General features: G+C 65.1%; 21 protein-coding genes. 13 read left to right on the top strand and 8 right to left on the bottom strand.

The annotated features are described in order from the left end of the window. Window positions 1-10: 10 nt before the first annotated feature. Window positions 11-748, top strand: a complete 738-nt coding sequence (pyrF, locus tag QQK18_RS27280) for an orotidine-5'-phosphate decarboxylase (protein ID WP_284343579.1) — start codon at window positions 11-13, stop codon at window positions 746-748. A 10-nt stretch (window positions 749-758) separates the two neighbouring features. Here pyrF and QQK18_RS27275 read toward each other — a convergent pair whose 3' ends face one another. Further along, window positions 759-1,109 carry a VOC family protein gene (locus QQK18_RS27275; protein WP_284343578.1) on the bottom strand — a complete coding sequence of 117 codons (351 nt, stop codon included), beginning with the start codon at window positions 1,107-1,109 and terminating at the stop codon, window positions 759-761. 316 nt (window positions 1,110-1,425) lie between these two features. On the opposite strand from QQK18_RS27275, the gene dapB reads away from it, so the two are divergent. Continuing rightward, a complete protein-coding gene (dapB, locus tag QQK18_RS27270; RefSeq protein ID WP_284343577.1) occupies window positions 1,426-2,232 on the top strand; it encodes a 4-hydroxy-tetrahydrodipicolinate reductase in 807 nt (268 codons plus the stop codon). A gap of 24 nt (window positions 2,233-2,256) precedes the next feature. Continuing rightward, window positions 2,257-2,871: a 2,3-bisphosphoglycerate-dependent phosphoglycerate mutase gene (locus tag QQK18_RS27265; protein ID WP_284343576.1), complete on the top strand. Its 615-nt coding sequence runs from the start codon at window positions 2,257-2,259 to the stop codon at window positions 2,869-2,871. A gap of 129 nt (window positions 2,872-3,000) precedes the next feature. On the opposite strand, the gene QQK18_RS27260 is transcribed toward QQK18_RS27265, so the two are convergent. Continuing rightward, complete coding sequence (locus QQK18_RS27260; protein ID WP_284343575.1) at window positions 3,001-3,870, bottom strand: bifunctional helix-turn-helix domain-containing protein/methylated-DNA--[protein]-cysteine S-methyltransferase; 870 nt, start codon at window positions 3,868-3,870, stop codon at window positions 3,001-3,003. 23 nt (window positions 3,871-3,893) lie between these two features. Beyond that, window positions 3,894-4,400, bottom strand: a complete 507-nt coding sequence (locus tag QQK18_RS27255) for a DUF2244 domain-containing protein (RefSeq protein ID WP_284343574.1) — start codon at window positions 4,398-4,400, stop codon at window positions 3,894-3,896. 50 nt (window positions 4,401-4,450) lie between these two features. Between QQK18_RS27255 and nth the strand changes: the two genes are divergently transcribed. Continuing rightward, entirely contained in the window at window positions 4,451-5,131 is a 681-nt protein-coding gene (nth, locus tag QQK18_RS27250; protein ID WP_284343573.1) for an endonuclease III, read from the top strand. On the opposite strand, the gene QQK18_RS27245 is transcribed toward nth, so the two are convergent. Next, window positions 5,128-5,577, bottom strand: a complete 450-nt coding sequence (locus QQK18_RS27245) for a DUF2214 family protein (protein WP_284343572.1) — start codon at window positions 5,575-5,577, stop codon at window positions 5,128-5,130. The two genes, nth and QQK18_RS27245, sit on opposite strands and share 4 nt — an antisense overlap. Window positions 5,578-5,655: 78 nt before the next feature. On the opposite strand from QQK18_RS27245, the gene QQK18_RS27240 reads away from it, so the two are divergent. Then, on the top strand, window positions 5,656-6,267 hold the full coding sequence (locus tag QQK18_RS27240; RefSeq protein WP_284343571.1) for a TetR/AcrR family transcriptional regulator: 612 nt from the start codon (window positions 5,656-5,658) through the stop codon (window positions 6,265-6,267). An 86-nt stretch (window positions 6,268-6,353) separates the two neighbouring features. Continuing rightward, window positions 6,354-7,358 carry an adenosine kinase gene (locus tag QQK18_RS27235; RefSeq protein WP_284343570.1) on the top strand — a complete coding sequence of 335 codons (1,005 nt, stop codon included), beginning with the start codon at window positions 6,354-6,356 and terminating at the stop codon, window positions 7,356-7,358. 122 nt (window positions 7,359-7,480) lie between these two features. Here QQK18_RS27235 and dnaJ read toward each other — a convergent pair whose 3' ends face one another. Then, window positions 7,481-8,620 (bottom strand): molecular chaperone DnaJ, encoded by a 1,140-nt coding sequence (dnaJ, locus tag QQK18_RS27230; RefSeq protein ID WP_284343569.1) that lies wholly within the window; start codon window positions 8,618-8,620, stop codon window positions 7,481-7,483. A 347-nt stretch (window positions 8,621-8,967) separates the two neighbouring features. Continuing rightward, window positions 8,968-10,881: a molecular chaperone DnaK gene (gene dnaK / locus QQK18_RS27225; protein WP_284343568.1), complete on the bottom strand. Its 1,914-nt coding sequence runs from the start codon at window positions 10,879-10,881 to the stop codon at window positions 8,968-8,970. Window positions 10,882-11,111: 230 nt separating this feature from the next. On the opposite strand from dnaK, the gene QQK18_RS27220 reads away from it, so the two are divergent. Genes QQK18_RS27220 through pncA form a run of 3 tightly spaced genes read left to right on the top strand, consistent with a single transcriptional unit; the run spans window position 11,112 to window position 14,244 of the window. Then, window positions 11,112-11,741, top strand: coding sequence for an alpha-ketoglutarate-dependent dioxygenase AlkB family protein (locus QQK18_RS27220; RefSeq protein ID WP_284343567.1), 630 nt, complete (start codon window positions 11,112-11,114; stop codon window positions 11,739-11,741). Between the two features lie 42 nt (window positions 11,742-11,783). Continuing rightward, entirely contained in the window at window positions 11,784-13,577 is a 1,794-nt protein-coding gene (gene pabB, locus QQK18_RS27215; protein ID WP_284343566.1) for an aminodeoxychorismate synthase component I, read from the top strand. 28 nt (window positions 13,578-13,605) lie between these two features. Further along, entirely contained in the window at window positions 13,606-14,244 is a 639-nt protein-coding gene (gene pncA / locus QQK18_RS27210; protein ID WP_284343565.1) for a bifunctional nicotinamidase/pyrazinamidase, read from the top strand. Between the two features lie 63 nt (window positions 14,245-14,307). Here the strand turns inward: pncA and grpE are convergent, their stop codons facing one another. Next, the gene (gene grpE / locus QQK18_RS27205; protein ID WP_284343564.1) at window positions 14,308-14,910 is read right to left on the bottom strand and encodes a nucleotide exchange factor GrpE; all 603 of its coding nucleotides are present in this window, start codon (window positions 14,908-14,910) and stop codon (window positions 14,308-14,310) included. A gap of 56 nt (window positions 14,911-14,966) precedes the next feature. Next, window positions 14,967-16,043, bottom strand: coding sequence for a heat-inducible transcriptional repressor HrcA (hrcA, locus tag QQK18_RS27200; RefSeq protein WP_284343563.1), 1,077 nt, complete (start codon window positions 16,041-16,043; stop codon window positions 14,967-14,969). Window positions 16,044-16,197: 154 nt separating this feature from the next. Here hrcA and rph point away from each other — a divergent pair, with 154 nt between their 5' ends. The 4 genes from rph to hemW are packed head-to-tail and all read left to right on the top strand — an operon-like array spanning window position 16,198 to window position 18,903. Beyond that, on the top strand, window positions 16,198-16,914 hold the full coding sequence (gene rph, locus QQK18_RS27195; RefSeq protein ID WP_284343599.1) for a ribonuclease PH: 717 nt from the start codon (window positions 16,198-16,200) through the stop codon (window positions 16,912-16,914). Next, entirely contained in the window at window positions 16,911-17,105 is a 195-nt protein-coding gene (locus tag QQK18_RS27190) for a hypothetical protein (RefSeq protein ID WP_284343562.1), read from the top strand. The genes rph and QQK18_RS27190 overlap by 4 nt, the downstream gene beginning before the upstream one ends. Next, the gene (locus QQK18_RS27185; RefSeq protein ID WP_284343561.1) at window positions 17,102-17,755 is read left to right on the top strand and encodes a non-canonical purine NTP pyrophosphatase; all 654 of its coding nucleotides are present in this window, start codon (window positions 17,102-17,104) and stop codon (window positions 17,753-17,755) included. The genes QQK18_RS27190 and QQK18_RS27185 overlap by 4 nt, the downstream gene beginning before the upstream one ends. After that, window positions 17,752-18,903, top strand: a complete 1,152-nt coding sequence (gene hemW / locus QQK18_RS27180; RefSeq protein ID WP_284343560.1) for a radical SAM family heme chaperone HemW — start codon at window positions 17,752-17,754, stop codon at window positions 18,901-18,903. Before QQK18_RS27185 ends, hemW begins: the two co-directional genes overlap by 4 nt.

Genomic DNA, 18,903 nt, shown 5'->3' with positions numbered 1-18,903 from the left:
GGCCGCGAATATGACAGGGACTGTCCGATCCATCACATCGGAGGCAATCTTGGGCGCGCACCTCATAGTCGGGCTGGACGTCGACACACGCGGCGAGGCGGAGGCGGTGGTCGAAGCGCTTGGGGAGACAGTCTCTTTATATAAGATCGGCTACCAGCTCTTCTACGGGGGCGACGGCCTGGCTCTGGGCAAGGCCCTGATCGCCGCCGGCAAGCAGGTGTTCTTTGATCTCAAGCTCCTCGACATCGACAACACGGTGGAAAAGGGCGTCGCCGCCGTCGCCGGAACGGGTGCGGCGATGCTCACTGTTCACGCCTATCCCAAGGCCATGAAGGCCGCCGTCCGCGGCGCCGAAGGCTCGGGGCTGACCGTTCTCGGTGTGACCGTGTTGACCTCGATGGACGACGCCGACGTTGCCGAGGCGGGTTATGGCCGCGATGCGGCCGGGCTTGTCATGCTGCGCGCCGCCCAGGCGCGCGATATCGGCGTCGGCGGGGTGGTTGCCTCCGCCCACGAGGCCGAAATGGTGCGCGGCATTGTCGGGGAAAGGCTCGCCATCGTCACACCCGGCATCCGTCCGTCGGGTTCGGCGGCCGGCGATCAGAAGCGGGTGATGACCCCGCGCGAAGCGATTGCCGCCGGCGCTAGCCACCTCGTCGTCGCTCGCCCGATCGTGGCCGCGTCCGATCCGGCGGCGGCCGCGCGCGCGATCCTGGATGAGATGTCTGGCGGCACGCGGCTGGCTTGAAGCTTGAACCTCAATAGGTGTTGCGCAGCGTCTGGCTGAACACCAGCTGGTTGCCGTCCGGATCGCGGAAGATCGCCGTCTTGGCGAAGTCCCCAGTGCGCTTGGCAACAGGGGTGATGCCCTGGATGGAGAGATCATCGAGCACTTCGGCGAGGTCCGAGACGATGAGAGTGACGAGCGAGGACCCTGCCCGATCGGCATCGGTGAATACCTGCACCCAACCGCCGGTCGAGAACTTCCATTCGGCGACCTCGGACATCGGCCGCGCATCCGCCGGCCGTCCGAACAGTCGCTCGTAGAAGACGATCGCCGCCGCGATGTCCTCGACCGCGATTCCAGCGAGCGCATTGGTGATCGGCATGGGCATCCTCTCCGTTTCTTCTGCGGCACCTTGCGGACCCTTGGCCGCGCCGGACCGCGGCGCAGGACGTGCCGGAAAATTGCGGTGATATGCCCAAGAGATAACATGTTCGGCGCGACATGAGCAGGGTAGGATTGGCGTTCCGCCCCACCGCTGCTATAGCGGCCCAGAGCGGGATGCAAAAAAAAGCTTGTCCCGGACTTGATCCGGGATGGGAACCGGTTTTTTTGCAGACAATCCCGCGACAACAACAAGCTAGAGCGCGCGATTTGATTCCATCAAATCGCATTGCGCTCCGACACATAGGAGTGGACGCGTGGCGGAACTGAAGGTGGTGGTGGCAGGAGCTGGCGGGCGCATGGGCGCCACCAACATCAAGGCAGTTGCGGCAACGCCGGGGCTTGCGATCCACGCAGCCCTCGACCGCCCCGAATCCTCGGCCCTCGACGCCGATGCGGGCAGCCACTCCGGCATCGCGCCCTTGGGCGTTCCGATCACCGGCGACGTCGAAGCCGCCCTTGCCGGTGCCGACGCCATTCTCGATTTCACCACCCCAACCTCGAGCGTGGCGCTTGCCCGCCGGGCCGCGGAACTCCGCTTGATCCACGTCATCGGCACCACTGGCTGCACCCCCGAGGAGGACGCCGAAATCGCGGCGGCCGCAGAAAGCGGCGCGGTCATCGTCAAATCCGGCAACTTCTCCCTGGGCGTCAACCTCCTCGCCGAACTCGTTCGGAAGGCTGCCGCCGCACTCGCGGACTACGACATCGAGATTCTCGAGATGCACCATGCCCGCAAGGTCGATGCACCTTCGGGCACCGCCCTGCTTCTGGGCGAGGCGGCAGCGGACGGGCGCAAGATCGCGCTGGCTGAAAAATCCGTGCGGGTGCGCGATGGCCATACCGGTCCCCGCGGGGAAGGAACTATCGGGTTTGCAACGCTGCGAGGTGGCACGGTGGTCGGCGACCATACGGTGATCCTCGCCGGTCCCGCCGAGCGCATTGAACTCAGCCACCGCGCCGAAGACCGGACGATCTTCGCCCACGGGGCCGTCAAGGCAGCGCTCTGGGCGGTCGGCAAGCCCGCAGGGCTTTATTCCATGGCCGATGTGCTCGGTCTCTAACAACGCATCAAGGAAAGATTTGAGATGAGCGGAACACTGATCCTCGTGCGCCACGGTCAGAGCGAGTGGAACCTGAAGAACCTCTTCACCGGCTGGCGCAATCCGGACCTGACCGAGAAGGGCGTGGAGGAAGCCCGCGCCGCCGGCAAGCTGTTGAAGGCCCGCGGCATCGTGCCCGACCTCTACTATACGTCGGCGTTGAAGCGCGCCCAGTCGACCCTCGACCTCATGCTCGAGGAGATGGGCATCGAGAACGTGACCATCATCCGCGATCAGGCGCTCAACGAGCGCGACTATGGCGATCTCGCCGGGCTCAACAAGGATGACGCCCGCGCCAAATGGGGTGAGGAGCAGGTGCATATCTGGCGCCGCTCTTACGACGTCGCCCCTCCAGGCGGGGAAAGCCTCAAGGACACCGCCGCCAGGACGTTGCCCTACTACGAGGCCGAAATCCTGCCGCACCTCAAGGCCGGCAAGACCGTGCTCATCGCCGCCCACGGCAATTCGCTCCGCGCCATGGTCATGGACATCGAGGGTCTGTCGCCCGAGGAGATTGTCAAGCGCGAGATCGCGACTGGCGAGCCGACCATCTATCGGATCGGCGCGAAGGGTGAGCTGGCCGAGAAGGTGGCGGCTTAGGCCGGGATGCGAGACAGGCAGATGGCGCATGCGGTTTGCGGTCGAATCGCGCCGTGCGCGAGGACGCTGATTCACGTGGAACAGTGATTCGCTCCGCTTGACGCGGAGCGTTTCACGTGAATCGCTGGCTCAGTGGGCGGCCGACACCACACCTGCTTCCCAGCCAAGGATGGCACGTTTCCTCGGTACCCCCCAATGGTAGCCGGTGAGCGCGCCCGAGGTGCCGACGACGCGGTGGCAGGGCACGACGAAGGAAATCGGATTTTTGCCGACTGCTGCGCCGACCGCCCGCGAGGCCGTGGGACGGCCGATATGGTTGGCGACCCGTGCGTAGGTCGTCGCCTTGCCGACCGGGATCTTGAGGAGCGTCTCCCAGACCTGGACCTCGAAGTCGGTGCCGATCAGCACCACCCGCACCGGGCGGTCCGCCGACCAGCGCGATGGATCGAAGATATGGGCAATGACCGGGGCGACTTTGGCGTCGTCGCGGGTGAAGCGCGCATTGGGCCAGCGGTTGGCCAGGTCCTCGAAGGCCTGCTCGACCGTCACCTTTTCGTCGGCAAAGCCGAGGCCGGAAATGCCGTAGTCGGTCATGGTGGCAACGGCCGTGCCGAAGGGCGAAGGCGCGGCGCCCCAGACCATGTCGATGCCCTCCCCCTTGGCGCGGAAGGCGCCTGGAGGCATGGCCTCATAGGCAACGAAGAGATCATGCAGGCGCGAAGTCGAGGAGAGTCCGACCTCGTAGGTCGTGTCGAGCACGCTTTCCTGCGCGGCAAGCAGTGATTTGGCGTGGTCGAGGGCCACCGCCTGGGCGAAGGATTTGGGGCTCAACCCGCACCAACGGCGAAAGAGGTCGGTCAGCTGCCGTTCGGAAAGGCCGATGGCGCGGGCGAATCGCTCGAGGTTGGCGACGTCCGGCCCGTTCTCGCTGAGATAGCGGATCGCGGCTTGCACGGTCTCGTAGTCGGTTTGAGGTATGGCAGTCATGAGCTTGTTCATGCCACCACTTTAAGGGAACAGGCCTAGTGCTGGCGACCCGGTTTTGACGTCACCGACTCAGCTCGTGCCCGACGCAGAGCCGTGCCGAGTGCCTTGGAAAAGCTAGCCTTTTCGTCGGCGGTGAGGAAAGCGCCGATCTCGGTATCGGCCCCAGCACTCTTGAGCTTCAAACCTGTGGTGCGCTCGTCGTAATCGCGCTCTATGACGAGCCTGACCGCCGTGGGCTTGAAGTTGGCCTTGGCGACGTCGCCCTTGGGCGTAATGGAAACGATCTCCAGCCGGCCGGGCCAGACGGTGACCTCCTCACGCCGCTTGGCCTGCCGCAGAGACAACCAGAGCGCGGCCGCAATGGCGAGGACGTCTATCCCCATGAAGCCGATCACCGGCCATGCGCCGATCGAGAGGAGCATCAGACCCGGCAACGCCACGAGTACGAGCACCAGCCCCGTCACTACGGCGATCCCTTTCGGGCTCATCGACCGGTGCGGTGTCAGGACGGCGGCGAACAGCGGAGCGGAGGTGGGTTGCATTGCCAAACAACTTTCGAAATCAGTATAGCCCCAACTTTGAAGGCGAGAGAATGGCATCGGTAAAAAAACCCCGCCCGCTTCCGGCGGACGACGTGGAATCGATTTTCTCAACCTTCGAGCGCATCGATCCGGAGCCCAAGGGGGAGCTGGAATATATCAACGCCTTCACCCTGCTGGTCGCCGTCGTCCTCTCGGCGCAGGCGACCGACGTTGGTGTCAACAAGGCAACGCGTCAATTGTTCCAGATCGCCCCGACGCCCGCCGCCATGGTTGCTCTGGGTCAGGAGGGCATCGAGGCGCATATCCGCACCATCGGGCTCTATCGCAACAAGGCGAAAAACGTTTTTCTCTTGAGCCGCAAGCTCATCGACGAGCACGGCGGCGAGGTGCCCTCGACCCGCGAGGCGCTGGAGGCCCTGCCCGGCGTTGGCCGCAAGACCGCCAACGTTGTCCTCAACATCTTCTTCAAGCAACCGACGATCGCCGTCGATACCCACCTCTTCCGTGTCGGCAACCGAACCGGTCTGGCGCCTGGCAGCACTCCGCTCGCCGTCGAGCAGGCGCTGATGAAGACGGTGCCGGAAAAATACCTTCTCCACGCCCACCACTGGCTGATTCTGCACGGGCGGTACGTGTGCAAGGCGCGAAAGCCAGAATGCTGGCGCTGTGCCATTGCGCAATGGTGCCGCTATGAGCCCAAGACACCATTGTCCAAGGCGAGGGCCTCCTAAAGCCCGAACCCGCGCGCCATGGCGGCCGCAGCCAGCGGAATAAGCGCCAGGAGCCCCATCTCGATGTGGATCAGCCGTCGCGCCGATCGCACCTCCGCCTCCGGGGGCTCGAATCCGGTATCGGCCCGGGCCGCCTTGCGCCAGCGTGTTATGGCGCGCGTGGGGAAGATCGAGACGATGCCGACGGCGATAAAGAGCGCGATCTTGGTCCAGAACACCGGATTGGGGAAATAGTATCCCGAACCCGCCGTGCCCCAGAAGACTCGGGAGAACCCGGCGATCAGCACCAGCATGGCGGCTGCGCCATAGGCGGCATCGAGCCCGCCCAGATGCGCGAGACGCTTGCCCGAGAGACCGGGGCGCAGGATGACGAATTCGGCAAAGATCAGCCCGACGAGGCTGAACACTGCCAGGTGGTGTGCATAAGCGAGAACCAGGTCGAGCATGAGTTCTCCACATTCCGGTTGTTGCGACGACCGCATTGATGTTAACAGTGTTAGCATAAATGGCAGCGAAAGTTAGCAGTGTCAACATCTGACCGGCCTGGACCAGTAATACCGCCCTACCACCACGGCGATCTGCGCCGAACGCTCATCGCCGCCGCCCGCAACATGCTTGATGAAGGTGGGCCCGAGCGCTTGAGCCTGCGCGAGATCGCCAGGCGCGCAGGGGTGTCGCCGGCCGCGCCCTACCGACACTTCGCCGGCCTCGGCGAGCTTCTCGCCGCCGTTGCCGCTGACGGGTTCGGCAAGCTGGCCGCCGATCTAGACGATGCGTGGAGCAAGGCCGTCGGGGACCCACTGCCGGCGCTCGGGCGCGCCTATGTCCGTTTTGCCCGCGCCAATCCACGGCTCTACCGGCTGATGTTCGGCGCTGCGACCGATGCCGGCCCCGACAGTCCCATCGGGCTGGCCGGCCGGGAAGCCTTCGCCCGCCTCAAGGCCGCCATTGCCGAGGGCGGGGCCCTCGAGGAAAATACTGCCCGTATCGCTGCCGTGAGTGCCTGGGCCCATGTCCACGGCCTTGCCATGCTTCTTCTCGACCGGCAGATCCCCCGGATCGATGCGGTCGATGAGGAGGCGCTGGTTGCCGCTGTCACGGATCAGTTCGTGAGGGGTTTGCGCGCGAGGCTATGAGCGAACAGCCGGAACCCTTTGCGTTGCGGCGCCTGCCGCTTTGCATTAAACCCATGAGGGTTTTCTGACAGCCGAGGAGTTGCCGCATGGCCGGAACCCGCTTCGACGTCCTGACCATCGGCAACGCCATCGTCGATGTCATCGCGCCCATAGAGGACGGGTTCCTCGAAGCCGAGGGCCTCTCGGAAGGTATCATGCACCTGGTCGACGTCGAGCGCTCGGCCTATCTCTATTCGCGCATGCCTGCCGTCAAGCAGCAGATCTCCGGCGGCAGCGCCGCCAACACCGCAGCAGGCGTTGCCAGCCTTGGTGGGCGCGCAGCCTTTGTCGGCAAGGTGGCCGAGGACGAGCTCGGCGACGTCTTCGCCCGCGACCTCGATCTCATCGGTGTCCATTATACCACCAGCCGCCTCATCCATGGCGCCGCCACCGCCCGTTCGATGATCCTGTTGAGCCCCGACGGCGAGCGCACGATGAACACCTATCTCGGCGCCTGCCACCAGCTCACCGAAACCGACATCCTCGAAGAGGAGATCGGCGCGTCCTCCATCACCTATATGGAGGGATTCCTCTGGGACCCGATCGAGGCCAAGAAGGCCTTCGTTCTTGCCGCGCACTACGCCCACAAGCACGAGCGCATGGCCGCCTTCACCCTATCGGACCCGTTCTGCGTCGACCGCTACCGCGCCGAGTTCCTCGATCTCATCCGCTCGAAAACCATCGACTGCGTCTTCGCCAACGTCAACGAGGTAAAATCCCTCTACCAGACCGATGACCTCGGCGAGGCTGTGCGCGCCATCGCCCAGGACGCCGAGCTTGCCGCCGTCACCATGGGCGGCGACGGCGCCATGGCGGTCATGAACGGCGAGATCGTCTCGGTGCCGGCCTTCCCGGTCGACAAGGTCGTCGATGCCACCGGCGCCGGCGACCTCTTCGCCTCCGGGTTCCTTTTGGGGATCGCCCGCGGCCAGCCGCTGGAGTCCGCCTTGCGCATGGGATGCCTCACCGCCTCCGAAGTCATCTCCCACATCGGCGCGCGTCCGCTGGTGGATCTGGAGGAGTTGACGAGAGAGCACGGGCTGGCGGGGTAGCGGAAGGGCCCCTCACCCGGTCCTTCGGACCGACCTCTCCCCGAAGGGGCGAGGTGAACTCGGTGCCTGTGGCCATATCATGCACATCCGCACGTCCGAGAGGTCTCTCAGCGGAGCGGAAGCTAAGCCTCGAACATGCGCTTGAGCTTGTCGAAGAACCCGTCCGAGGTCGGGTTGGTCTCTTCGGTCGTCAGGCGCGCGAACTCCTCGAGCAGCTCGCGCTGGCGCTTGGAGAGATTCTGCGGGGTTTCGATGTCGAGCTGCACGTAGAGATCGCCGGTATCCTTGCTGCGCAGGACCGGCATGCCCTTGCTCTTCAGGCGCACACGCTGGCCTGGCTGCGTACCGGGAGCGACCTTGACCTTGGCTCGCGCCCCGTCGAGCGTCGGCACCTCGAACTCGCCGCCGAGCGCCGCCGTGGCCATGGCGATCGGTACGCGCGCATAGAGGTCGGCCCCGTCGCGGTGGAAGAGCTCGTGCGGCTTGATGGAAACGAAGATGTAGAGATCGCCCGGCGGACCGCCCCTGATGCCGGCCTCGCCCTCATTGGCAAGGCGGATGCGCGTGCCGTCCTCGATGCCCTTGGGCACGTCGACCGAAAGCTTGCGGCTCTGCTGGCGCCGGCCCTGGCCGCCGCAATCGGTGCAGGGCTCGTCCATCATCTCGCCGCGCCCCTGGCAAACGGGGCAGGTACGCTCGATGGTGAAGAACCCCTGCGCGGCGCGTACTTTGCCGTGGCCGCCGCATTGCCGGCAGGTATGGGTGCCGGTGCCGGGCTTGGCCCCCGATCCCTCGCAGGTGGTGCAGGAAACGAGTGTCGGCACGTCGATCTCGACCGTCTGGCCGAGGAAGCTCTCTTCGAGGGTGATCTCCAGATTGTACCTGAGGTCCGAGCCGCGCAGCCGCGAGGCACCGCCCTGCCGGCCGCGCGTGCCGCCGCCGCCCATGAAGTCGCCGAAGATGTCCTCGAAGATGTCCGACATCGACGAGGTGAATTCGGGTCCGAACCCGCCGGAATAGCCGTTGCGCCCACCGTTCTCGAAGGCGGCGTGGCCGAACCGGTCGTAGGCGGCACGCTTTTGCGGATCTTTGAGGGTGTCGTAGGCTTCGTTGACTTCCTTGAACTTGGACTCGGCATCGGCATTGCCGGGATTTCGGTCCGGGTGGAACTGCATGGCCAATTTGCGGTAGGCGCTCTTGAGGGCTGCTTCGTCAGCCTGCCGCTGACACCCAAGAACTTCGTAGAAATCGCGTTTGGACAAGAACCGCTCTCCTCGCACCGTCTTCTGCAGCGCGTAACACCACTCTCGCGCCGGACAGACCGTCGCGTCGAAATCTCCAGCCTAGATGGCAACGAAACGCCCGGCCTGCAAGGGGCAGCGCGGCCCGAAAACCCTAGAAACCAGGACCGACCGCTCCCTTAGCAAGGCAGGTGTGACGATTCAACCGCACCCGGCAGTCTTTGACAGCCCAAAGAGCACGAGGCGTCCTCGCCGGGAATCGTTTGCGATCCGACCTCTCCTCCAAAGGGAGTGGCAAAAGGGGGCACCGGCAAACAAAAAGGCCCGGGATCGCTCCCGGGCCTTCGATTCACGTGAAACGTCGAGCCTCAAGCAGACTTCTGGCCCTGGTCGTCGTCCTTGACTTCCTCGAAGTCCGCGTCGACCACGTCCTCGTCATTGCCAGCGTCGCCCGAGGCCTTGGCTTCGGCCTCTTCCTGGCTGGCCTTGTACATGGCCTCGCCAAGCTTCATCGAGGCTTCTGCCAGCGCGCCGGTCTTCTGCTTGATCGCCTCGGCATCCTCGCCTTCGAGCACGCCCTTGAGGTCGGCGATCGCGGTCTCGATGGCCGATTTCTCGGCCTCAGTGACCTTGTCGCCATATTCGTTCAGCGACTTCTCGGTCGAGTGGATCAGGCTCTCGCCCTGGTTGCGGACTTCGACCGTCTCGCGCCGCTTCTTGTCGGTCTCGGCATTGGCCTCGGCTTCCTTGACCATGCGCTCGACATCGGCGTCCGAAAGGCCGCCCGACGCCTGGATGCGGATCTGCTGCTCTTTGTTGGTGCCCTTGTCTTTGGCCGAGACGTTGACGATGCCGTTGGCGTCGATGTCGAACGTCACCTCGATCTGCGGCACGCCGCGCGGGGCCGGCGGAATGCCGGCAAGGTCGAAATTGCCGAGCAGCTTGTTGTCGGCGGCCATTTCGCGTTCACCCTGGAAGACGCGGATGGTCACGGCCGACTGGTTGTCCTCGGCGGTCGAGAAGACCTGGCCCTTCTTGGTCGGGATCGTGGTGTTGCGGTCGATGAGGCGCGTGAACACACCGCCCAGCGTCTCGATGCCGAGCGACAGCGGGGTCACGTCCAAGAGCAGCACGTCCTTGACGTCGCCCTGCAGGACGCCGGCCTGGATGGCGGCGCCCATGGCGACCACCTCGTCCGGATTGACGCCCTTGTGCGGCTCCTTGCCGAACAGCTGCTTGACCGCCTCCTGGACCTTGGGCATGCGGGTCATGCCGCCGACCAGCACCACCTCGTCGATCTGCGCGGCGGTGACGCCGGCGTCCTTCATCGCCTGCCGGCAGGGCTGGATGGTTCTCTGGATGAGATCGTCGACGAGGCTTTCGAGCTTGGAGCGCGACAGCTTCAGCGTCAGGTGCTTGGGACCGCTCGCGTCCGCCGTGATGAACGGCAGGTTGATCTCGGTCTGCGTCGAGGACGAGAGCTCGATCTTGGCCTTCTCGGCCGCTTCCTTGAGGCGCTGCAGGGCGAGCTTGTCGTTCCTGAGGTCGATCCCCTGCTCCTTCTTGAACTCGTCGGCGAGGTAATCGACGAGGCGCATGTCGAAGTCTTCACCGCCAAGGAACGTGTCGCCATTGGTCGACTTCACCTCGAAGACGCCGTCGCCGATCTCGAGGATCGAGATGTCGAAGGTACCACCGCCGAGGTCGTAGACAGCAATCGTGCCGGTATTCTTTTTGTCGAGCCCATAGGCGAGTGCAGCCGCCGTCGGCTCGTTGATGATGCGCAGGACCTCGAGGCCGGCGATCTTGCCGGCATCCTTGGTCGCCTGGCGCTGAGAATCGTTGAAGTATGCGGGAACGGTAATGACGGCCTGCGTCACGGTCTCGCCGAGATAGCTCTCGGCGGTTTCCTTCATCTTCTGCAGGACCATCGCCGAGACCTGGCTGGGCGAATAGCTGTCGCCGTTGATCGCGACCCACGCATCGCCATTGTCGGCCTTGACGATGCGGAAGGGAACGAGGCCCTTGTCCTTTTCGACCATCGGGTCTTCGAAGCGCCGCCCGATCAGGCGCTTGACGGCAAACAGCGTGCCCTCGGGGTTCGTCACTGCCTGGCGCTTGGCCGGCTGACCGACGAGCCGCTCACTATCCTTGGTGAAGGCGACCATCGACGGGGTGGTTCGGGCGCCTTCGGCATTCTCAATGACCCTGGCACTCGCGCCATCCATCACTGCAACGCAGCTGTTGGTGGTGCCGAGGTCGATACCGATTACTTTTGCCATTTGTCTGTCTACCTCTTGTCTCAGCAAGCCCTGTGGAGTCCCTGCAGGCAGGCGGCTCCGCGGCCCTCGGGCCGGGCTCCCCGGGTTTGGAATTGGCCGATACGCGGCCTTGCCGGCTATATAGGGGGGGTGCATGGGCCCTGCAAGCACGTAAGGCAGCAAAATGTGACTGTGGTCGGTCGGACAGAACCGGCTTCATCTGTGCGCGGAGCGCGTCTACTCTGGCCGCCATGATACCCCTGCCCACTTCCCTTTTGTACCGGACCCTCGATCAATCGCAAACCGCCGCCCTGCTCGCCGACATCGTCGCGGTCATTCGCGCGGCGCCGCTCTACAGGCCGGTCATGCCGCGCAGCGGCAAGCCGTTCTCGGTGCTGATGACCAATTGCGGCCCTCTCGGCTGGGTGTCCGACCGCGAGGGCTATCGCTACCAGGCGCAGCATCCGGTGACCGGCGGGCCATGGCCGCCGATCCCGCCGATGCTCCTTGCTCTTTGGGATGAGCTCGCCGATTACCCCCATGAGCCGCAGGCCTGCCTCGTCAACTATTATGGGCAGAGCACGCGAATGGGCCTGCACCAGGACCGCGACGAAGAGGACTTCTCGGCTCCCGTGCTTTCGGTTTCCCTCGGCGATACCGCTCGCTTCCGGCTCGGCGGCACCGACCGGAAGGACCCGACGCAGAGTTTCCTCCTGCGCTCCGGCGACGTCATGCTCCTGGCCGGCGACCGGCGGCTGGCCTATCACGGCGTCGACCGCGTGCTCACGGGCTCCTCCCGGTTGCTCGAGGCTCATCCCGATCTCTTCCCCGACGGGGGCCGAATCAACCTCACTATGAGACGGGTGACCAAGCCGCGATAGCGCCCACTTCCTAAATCCTTCCGCCACTACTACAACCGCGCCATGATCCGGCCCGGCACAGTCCTGCTGCACGACACGCTCAATCCTGCAGGGCGCAACATGCTGTTCGAGGTGCCGCGCGAGGTGCTGATTGCCCACACCGCCGCCGAGGCGCGCGATGCGCTCGCCCGGCTGGACACGGCGGGGCGCGAGGGCCTGTGGGCTGCTGGATACCTTTCCTATGAGCTCGGCTTTCTTTTCGAGGAGCGCCTCGCCCCGCTGCTGCCGGAACGGACTGCCACGCCCCTCCTCTGGTTCGGCCTCTATGGCGCGGTGGCCGAGTTGACCCGTGCCGAGGCGGATGCGTGGCTGGTTGCCGAAGCAGGACCCGCGGGCGAGGCGGTCGATGTGGTTGCCGGCCTCGACGAGGCCGCCTACGCACGTGCCTTCGACCGGGTCGAAGCGCTGATCGCCGCCGGCGACACCTATCAGGTCAACCTCACCTTCAAGGCGCGCTTCGCCCTCGATGGCGATGCCGTCGCCCTCTACCGCGATCTCGCCCGCAAGCAGCCCGTCGCCTATGGCGCCTTGATCCGGACCGAGGATCACTGGGTGCTCTCGCGCTCGCCCGAGCTCTTCATTGCCCGCAAGGGTGATCGTCTTTTCGCCCGCCCCATGAAAGGCACCATGCGGCGCGGACGCACCCTCGCCGAAGACGCCACGCAGCGTTTGAGCCTCGCCGCCGACGAGAAGAACCGGGCCGAGAACCTGATGATCGTCGACCTCCTGCGCAACGATCTCGGCCGTATTGCCGAGATCGGCTCGGTCCGGGTCACCGACCTCTTCACCGTCGAGACCTACCGCTCGCTTCACACCATGACCTCGGGGATAGAGGCGCGAGGCAAGCCCGGTCTCTCTCCGGTCGATATCCTCGCCAATCTCTTTCCCTGCGGCTCGATCACCGGCGCCCCTAAACTGCGCGCCATGGAGATCATCCACGAGGTCGAGACCGAGCCACGCGGCCTCTATACCGGCGCTGTCGGCTATGTTGCGCCATCCGGCGACCTCGCCTTCAACGTCGCCATCCGCACCGCCAGCATCGGCAACGACGGGAGTGGCGAGATCGGCATCGGCGGTGGCATCGTGGCCGACAGCCGGGCCGCCGACGAATACCGCGAGGCGCTCTTGAAGATGAAGTTCCTGACCGACCCGGCCGAGCCTGTCTGCCTCATCGAGACCATGCTCTGGACCCGTGAGTCGGGGTTCTATCTCCACGACCGGCATCTCGACCGGCTCGGATCCTCGGCTGTGTATTTCGGTATTCCCATATCGCGCTCGGACGTTGTCACCCTGCTGACCGAATGGGCAGCGAGCGTTGATCAGCTGCGCTACCGGGTGCGCCTCACTCTCGATGAATCCGAAGGTCTGGCCCTCACCGCAACTCCCCTGCCGGAACCGGCCGCCGATGCGGAATTCCGTTTCGTCATTGCCCGGGAACGCCTCGATTCGCAGAGCCCCTGGCTCGCCCACAAGACCACAAATCGCGCCCGTCTCGACGAGCCGCGCCAGCGCGCGCAGGCGTTGCACGGGGTCGACGAGGTGGTTTTCCTCAACGAGCACGATGAGCTGACCGAGGGCTCCATCACCTCGCTGTTCATCGAGCGCGACGATGTCCTCCTCACCCCGCCGCTTGCCGCGGGCCTGCTGCCGGGAACGTTGCGTGCCGAACTGATCGCGACGGGACAGGCAAGAGAAGCGCGGCTGACCCTTGCGGATCTTGAAACGGCCGAGGCAATCTATCTGGGCAACTCCGTGCGCGGCCTGATGCGAGCCCGCTGGTCGCGGCCGGAGACATAAATGCGATGGATGGATTGAGGTACATACGATGACGACGATAGCCATTTCTCCCAGGGACGTGCTGGTCGTCGTTGACGTCCAATACGATTTCCTGCCCGGCGGAAATCTCGCCGTTACGGGCGGCGACGAGATCGTGCCCCTGGTCAATACTTTGGCCAAACGCTTTGCCAACGTCGTCTTCACCCAGGACTGGCACCCGGCTGATCACATCTCCTTTGCCAGCCAGCATGCCGGCATGGCTCCCTTCGAGACCATCGAGCTCGCCTACGGCACGCAGGTGCTCTGGCCCGATCACTGCGTTTGGGGCACGCACGGGGCCGAGTTGAGCCACGGCCTCGACATTCCTCACGCCCAGCTCGTCATCCGCAAGGGCTACAATCGCGCGGTCGACTCCTATTCCGGCTTCCAGGAAGCCGACCGGGCGACCCGCACCGGCCTTGCCGGCTACCTGCGGGAACGCGGCCTCGAAACTGTCTATGTGGTCGGCCTCGCGACCGACTTCTGCGTGGCCTGGACGGCGCTCGATGCCCGTGCCGAGGGCTTTGCCACCGTCGTCGTCGAGGACGCGACCCGCGCCATCGATGCCAACGGCTCGCTGGAGATAGCAGGAACCGACATGGCCGCCGCCGGCGTGACACGGATCATGAGTAAAGAGATCCTCGGGTAGCCGAGGCGGATCCAAACAAAAAGGGCGCCGCTGGGCGCCCTTGATGTTCGTCTGCAAGCCCTCTCAGGCTTCCTTGTCGACCCCGCCTTCGCCTTCAGCCGGAATCTCGGAACTGGCCGCGGTGCCGCCCTTGGCCACACCGACCATCGCCGGCCGGAGCACGCGGTCGCCGATGGCAAAGCCCGCCTGCACCACCTGCACCACGGTGCCTGCCGGTCGGGTGGGATCGGGCACCTCGAACATCGCCTGGTGCTTGTGGGGGTCGAATTTCTGCCCTTCGGCCTCGATCGGCCGCACCCCGTGCTTTGCCAGCAGGCGCTGCATCTCGCGCTCGGTCATCTCGATGCCTTCGATCAGCGACGTGGTCGTGCCGTCGGCGTTGGTGCGCGCATCCGCCGGCAACACCATCAGTGCGCGCGACAGCGAATCAGTGGCCGAAAGCATGTCGCGGGCAAAGCCGGCGATGGCATAGGCGCGGGTGTCGGCGATCTCTCGCTCGGTGCGCTTGCGCAAATTGTCCATTTCGGCCGCCATGCGCAGCAGTTTGTCGCGCAGTTCGGCGTTCTCGAGCCGTAGGGTCTCGACCGGATCGGTTTCCGGGGTTTCGGCCTCCGGGGTCACGGCGGTCTCGGGCTCTTGCTCGGGCGTCGCGTTCTCGTCGCTCATCATTTCTTCCGCATGCGTGGGATTTGCCCCGCATATCGGCCAAAGACGGCGACAATTCAAGCCTTGCGGGCCATCATGGCGGAAATGACGTTGGCGGTGTAGTTCACCACCGGCACGATGCGCGCGTAGTTGAGCCGGGTCGGACCAATGACGCCGAGCACCCCCACCACCTTGTCGTTGGCGTCCTTGTAGGGGGAAAGAATAACCGACGAGCCTGAGAGCGAGAAGAGCTTGTTCTCCGAACCGATGAAGATCCGCACGCCTTGCGCCTTCTCGGCATCGCCGAGCAGCTCGAGCAGCCCGTCCTTGCTTTCGAGCTCATCGAAGAGCTGGCGCACGCGGATGAGATCCTCGGAGGCCATGGCTTCGTTGATGAGATTGGCCCGGCCGCGAACGATCACCGTCGGATGCCCGGCCGGTGAGGGCTGGGCGAGGGTGGCAACGCCCGCATCGACCAGCTTTTGCGTCAGCTCGTCAAGCTCGGCGCGCTGCTCGGCACGCCGCTCCGCCAATGCCTTGCGCGCCTCGGCGATCGTGCGGCCGACCACGTAATGCGAGAGGTAGTTGCTCGCCTGCGTCAGTGCGCTGGCGGTCAGCCCCGGCGGCAGCGACACGATGCGGTTTTCCACCTGTCCGTCCTGGCTGACGAGGATGCCCATGGCCCGGTCGGTATCGAGCCGCACGAATTCTATGTGTTTCAACACCATGTCGGATTTGGCCGCGATGACGACGCCCGCGCCTTGGCTCAGACCCGAGAGCAGCTGGCTGGCCTCGGTCAGGACATCCTCGACCTGCCTCTGGCCCGCCTGCCCCTCGATATGGCGTGCGATCTGCTCACGCTCGCGCTCGTCGAGAGCGCCGACCTCGAGCATGGCATCGACGAAGAACCGCAGCCCCTGCTGGGTGGGCGCCCGACCGGCCGAGGTGTGGGGCGCCGCGATCAGTCCCAGATCTTCGAGATCTGCCATCACGTTGCGCACCGAGGCGGGCGACAGCTCCATCTCCAGCATCCTGGAGACGTCCCGCGAGCCGACCGGCATACCCGTCTCGATATACCGATCGACGATCTTGCGGAAGATCTCCTGGCTGCGGCTGTTGAGTACCGCTAGAAAATCCTCAGGCAGCCTAGTCATCTGCGCCATCGATAAACTTGTCCGCTTTAACCGTCTCTCATCATTTAAGGGTAAAGACGCAACGCGCCAAGCGCCCGACGCTTGTGAGCGGCGCCTGTGAGGGTTAAGAGGCGGTTAACGCCAAGAAACCAGGTGATTTGCCCTGATGACCCTTTTGCGTCCCTCCGGCCGCCAACCCGACCAGATGCGGGCAGTGACCATCGAACGCAATGTCGCCCGCAATGCCGAGGGTTCGTGCTTGGTGTGCTTCGGAGCGACCAAGGTACTGGTGACAGCGAGTGTCGAGACGTCGCTTCCGTCCTGGCGGCGCGGACAGGGGCTCGGCTGGGTCACTGCCGAATACGGTATGCTGCCGCGCGCGACCGGCACGCGTACCCGCCGCGAGGCGACGGCCGGCAAGCAGTCCGGCCGCACCCAGGAGATCCAGCGCCTGATCGGCAGGTCCCTGCGCGCCGTGGTCGACATGGCCGCGCTCGGTGAGAATCAGGTCATTGTCGACTGCGATGTGCTGGAGGCCGACGGCGGCACCCGTACCGCCTCGATCACCGGCGCCTATGTGGCCCTCGCCGACGCGGTCAAGTGGTTGACCGAGCGCGAGCTCACCAAGGGCGAGGTGCTGCGCGATACCGTTGCCGCCGTTTCCTGCGGCGTCTATCGCGGCACGCCCGTTCTCGATCTCGATTATCTCGAGGACGTCGAAGCCCATACCGACGCCAATTTCGTCCTCACCGGCTCCGGCCGCTTCGTCGAGATCCAGGGCACCGCCGAGCAGGTACCCTTCACCCGCGCCGAACTCGAGAGCCTGATGGCCCTGGCGGAAAAGGGTATCGGCGACCTGACACAGATCCAGCTGGCAGCGCTCTCCTCATGATCGGCCTGATCCGCAAGCTCGCCGCCTCGTTGCAACGGTCCGCCGATCGGCAGGACCGGGCGGCAGCTGCGTCGGGCGAAGCGTCACGCCTCTGGCACGACATCGCGCGCGCGCTCGACGAATGCGCCGCGGCCTCCGATGAAAAGCGTCGGGCAAGGTCCGGCGACGGCTTCAAGGGAGCCCGCCGATGACCGCTCCCATCCCGAGGCTCGGCGCCGGCGACCGGCTGCTGCTCGCTTCCCACAACAAAGGCAAGCTCGCCGAGTTCCAGGACCTCTTCGAGCCCTATGGGCTCGAGATCGTCTCGGCCGGTGAGTTGGATCTGTCCGAGCCCGAGGAGACCGGCACGACCTTTGCCGAGAACGCCCGCATCAAGGCGCATGCGGCGGCCGAGGCATCGGGCATGCTGGCGCTTTCCGACGATTCCGGGCTCTGCGTCGATGCGCTCGGCGGCAAGCCTGGAGTTTACACGGCCAACTGGGCCGGTCCCAAGCGCGACTTTTCCCTGGGCATGCGTCGGGTGGAGGACGCGCTGCAGGCGGCCAATGCCACCTCGCCGGCCGAGCGCCGCAGCCACTTCATGGCAACCTTCTGCCTTGCCGATCCCGAGGGCAATGATTGGCTGTTCGAGGGCCGGGTAGACGGCACCATCGTCTGGCCACCGCGCGGCGAGCTGGGCCATGGCTTCGACCCGGTGTTCATGCCCGAGGGTTACGACATCACCTTTGGCCAGATGCCCGCGGAGATGAAGCATTCCTGGGCGCCCGGCGAGCCGGGTCTTTCCCACCGCGCCCGCGCCTTTGCCAAGTTCGTCGCCGCTGTCGTGGAGGATTTCGATTGAGCGCCAACGAACTCTTCGGCGTCTATGTGCATTGGCCGTTCTGCGCGGCCAAATGCCCCTATTGCGACTTCAATTCGCATGTCCATCGCGGTTCCTTCGACGAGGCCGCTTTCGTTGCCGCCTATGAGCGCGAGATCGCGACGACCGCCGGCCTCGTTCCCGGTCGCGTCGTCAATTCGATATTCTTCGGCGGCGGCACGCCGTCCCTGATGAGCCCCTCGGCAGTCGGGGCAATTCTCGATGCCGTCGCCCGCCACTGGACGCTGGACAAGAGCGCCGAGATCACATTGGAGGCCAATCCGACGAGTGTCGAGGCCGACCGCTTCCGGGGCTACCGTGCCGCCGGCGTCAACCGGGTCTCCCTGGGCGTCCAGTCCCTGAAGCCCGAGCCGCTGGCCGCGCTTGGGCGCCTGCATACGGTGGAGGAAGCGGTGGCGGCCGTCCGCCTCGCCCAGTCGATCTTCGAGCGCTCGAGCTTCGACCTCATCTATGCGCGCCCCGGACAGACGCTGGAGGACTGGGAGGACGAGCTCAAGGAAGCCCTTTGGCTCGCCCGCGGCCATGTCTCGCTCTATCAGCTGACCATCGAGCAGGGCACGCGCTACTACGACCTGCACCGGGCCGGCAAGCTCGTTATGCCCGATGAGGATCTCTCGGCCGATTTCTACGAACTGACCCAGGAGCTGACCGCCGAGGCGGGCATGCCCGCCTACGAGATCTCCAACCATGCCCGTCCCGGCCAGGAAAGCCGCCACAATTTGCTCTACTGGCGCTATGGCGAATATGCCGGCATCGGACCTGGCGCCCATGGCCGGCTCGTCGTCAACAACCAGCGCCACGCGACGGCCGCCGAGAAACTGCCCTTCGATTGGCAGAAGCGCGTGATGGAAAAAGGCCACGGCGTCGTCACCGACGAGGTGCTGACCTGGGAGGAGCAGGGCGACGAGTTCCTCGTCATGGGCCTGCGCTTGAAGGAAGGCATCTCGCCCGCGCGCTTCACCGCCATCTCCGGCCGCCGGATCGCCGAGCGGCAGATCGCCGACTTGAAGGGCTACGGGTTCGTCGAGACCCTGCCCAACGGCAACATCCGCGTCACCGACAAGGGCTGGCCCGTGCTCGACGCCGTGGTGGCTGACCTCGCGGCTTGA

The organism is Devosia nitrariae (assembly GCF_030160115.1).
GTDB lineage: Bacteria > Pseudomonadota > Alphaproteobacteria > Rhizobiales > Devosiaceae > Devosia > Devosia nitrariae.
Note: the sequence above shows the minus strand (reverse complement) of the source record. Positions and strands in the feature narration are given on the sequence as shown.

Coding starts and splice junctions, on each gene's coding strand:
- pyrF (WP_284343579.1), top strand. CDS start 11: ATGACAGGGACTGTCCGATCCATCACATCGGAGGCAATCTTGGGCGCG.
- QQK18_RS27275 (WP_284343578.1), bottom strand. CDS start 1,109: ATGCCGATCACCAATGCGCTCGCTGGAATCGCGGTCGAGGACATCGCG.
- QQK18_RS27265 (WP_284343576.1), top strand. CDS start 2,257: ATGAGCGGAACACTGATCCTCGTGCGCCACGGTCAGAGCGAGTGGAAC.
- QQK18_RS27260 (WP_284343575.1), bottom strand. CDS start 3,870: ATGAACAAGCTCATGACTGCCATACCTCAAACCGACTACGAGACCGTG.
- QQK18_RS27255 (WP_284343574.1), bottom strand. CDS start 4,400: ATGCAACCCACCTCCGCTCCGCTGTTCGCCGCCGTCCTGACACCGCAC.
- nth (WP_284343573.1), top strand. CDS start 4,451: ATGGCATCGGTAAAAAAACCCCGCCCGCTTCCGGCGGACGACGTGGAA.
- QQK18_RS27245 (WP_284343572.1), bottom strand. CDS start 5,577: ATGCTCGACCTGGTTCTCGCTTATGCACACCACCTGGCAGTGTTCAGC.
- QQK18_RS27235 (WP_284343570.1), top strand. CDS start 6,354: ATGGCCGGAACCCGCTTCGACGTCCTGACCATCGGCAACGCCATCGTC.
- dnaK (WP_284343568.1), bottom strand. CDS start 10,881: ATGGCAAAAGTAATCGGTATCGACCTCGGCACCACCAACAGCTGCGTT.
- QQK18_RS27220 (WP_284343567.1), top strand. CDS start 11,112: ATGATACCCCTGCCCACTTCCCTTTTGTACCGGACCCTCGATCAATCG.
- pabB (WP_284343566.1), top strand. CDS start 11,784: ATGATCCGGCCCGGCACAGTCCTGCTGCACGACACGCTCAATCCTGCA.
- pncA (WP_284343565.1), top strand. CDS start 13,606: ATGACGACGATAGCCATTTCTCCCAGGGACGTGCTGGTCGTCGTTGAC.
- grpE (WP_284343564.1), bottom strand. CDS start 14,910: ATGAGCGACGAGAACGCGACGCCCGAGCAAGAGCCCGAGACCGCCGTG.
- hrcA (WP_284343563.1), bottom strand. CDS start 16,043: ATGACTAGGCTGCCTGAGGATTTTCTAGCGGTACTCAACAGCCGCAGC.
- QQK18_RS27190 (WP_284343562.1), top strand. CDS start 16,911: ATGATCGGCCTGATCCGCAAGCTCGCCGCCTCGTTGCAACGGTCCGCC.
- QQK18_RS27185 (WP_284343561.1), top strand. CDS start 17,102: ATGACCGCTCCCATCCCGAGGCTCGGCGCCGGCGACCGGCTGCTGCTC.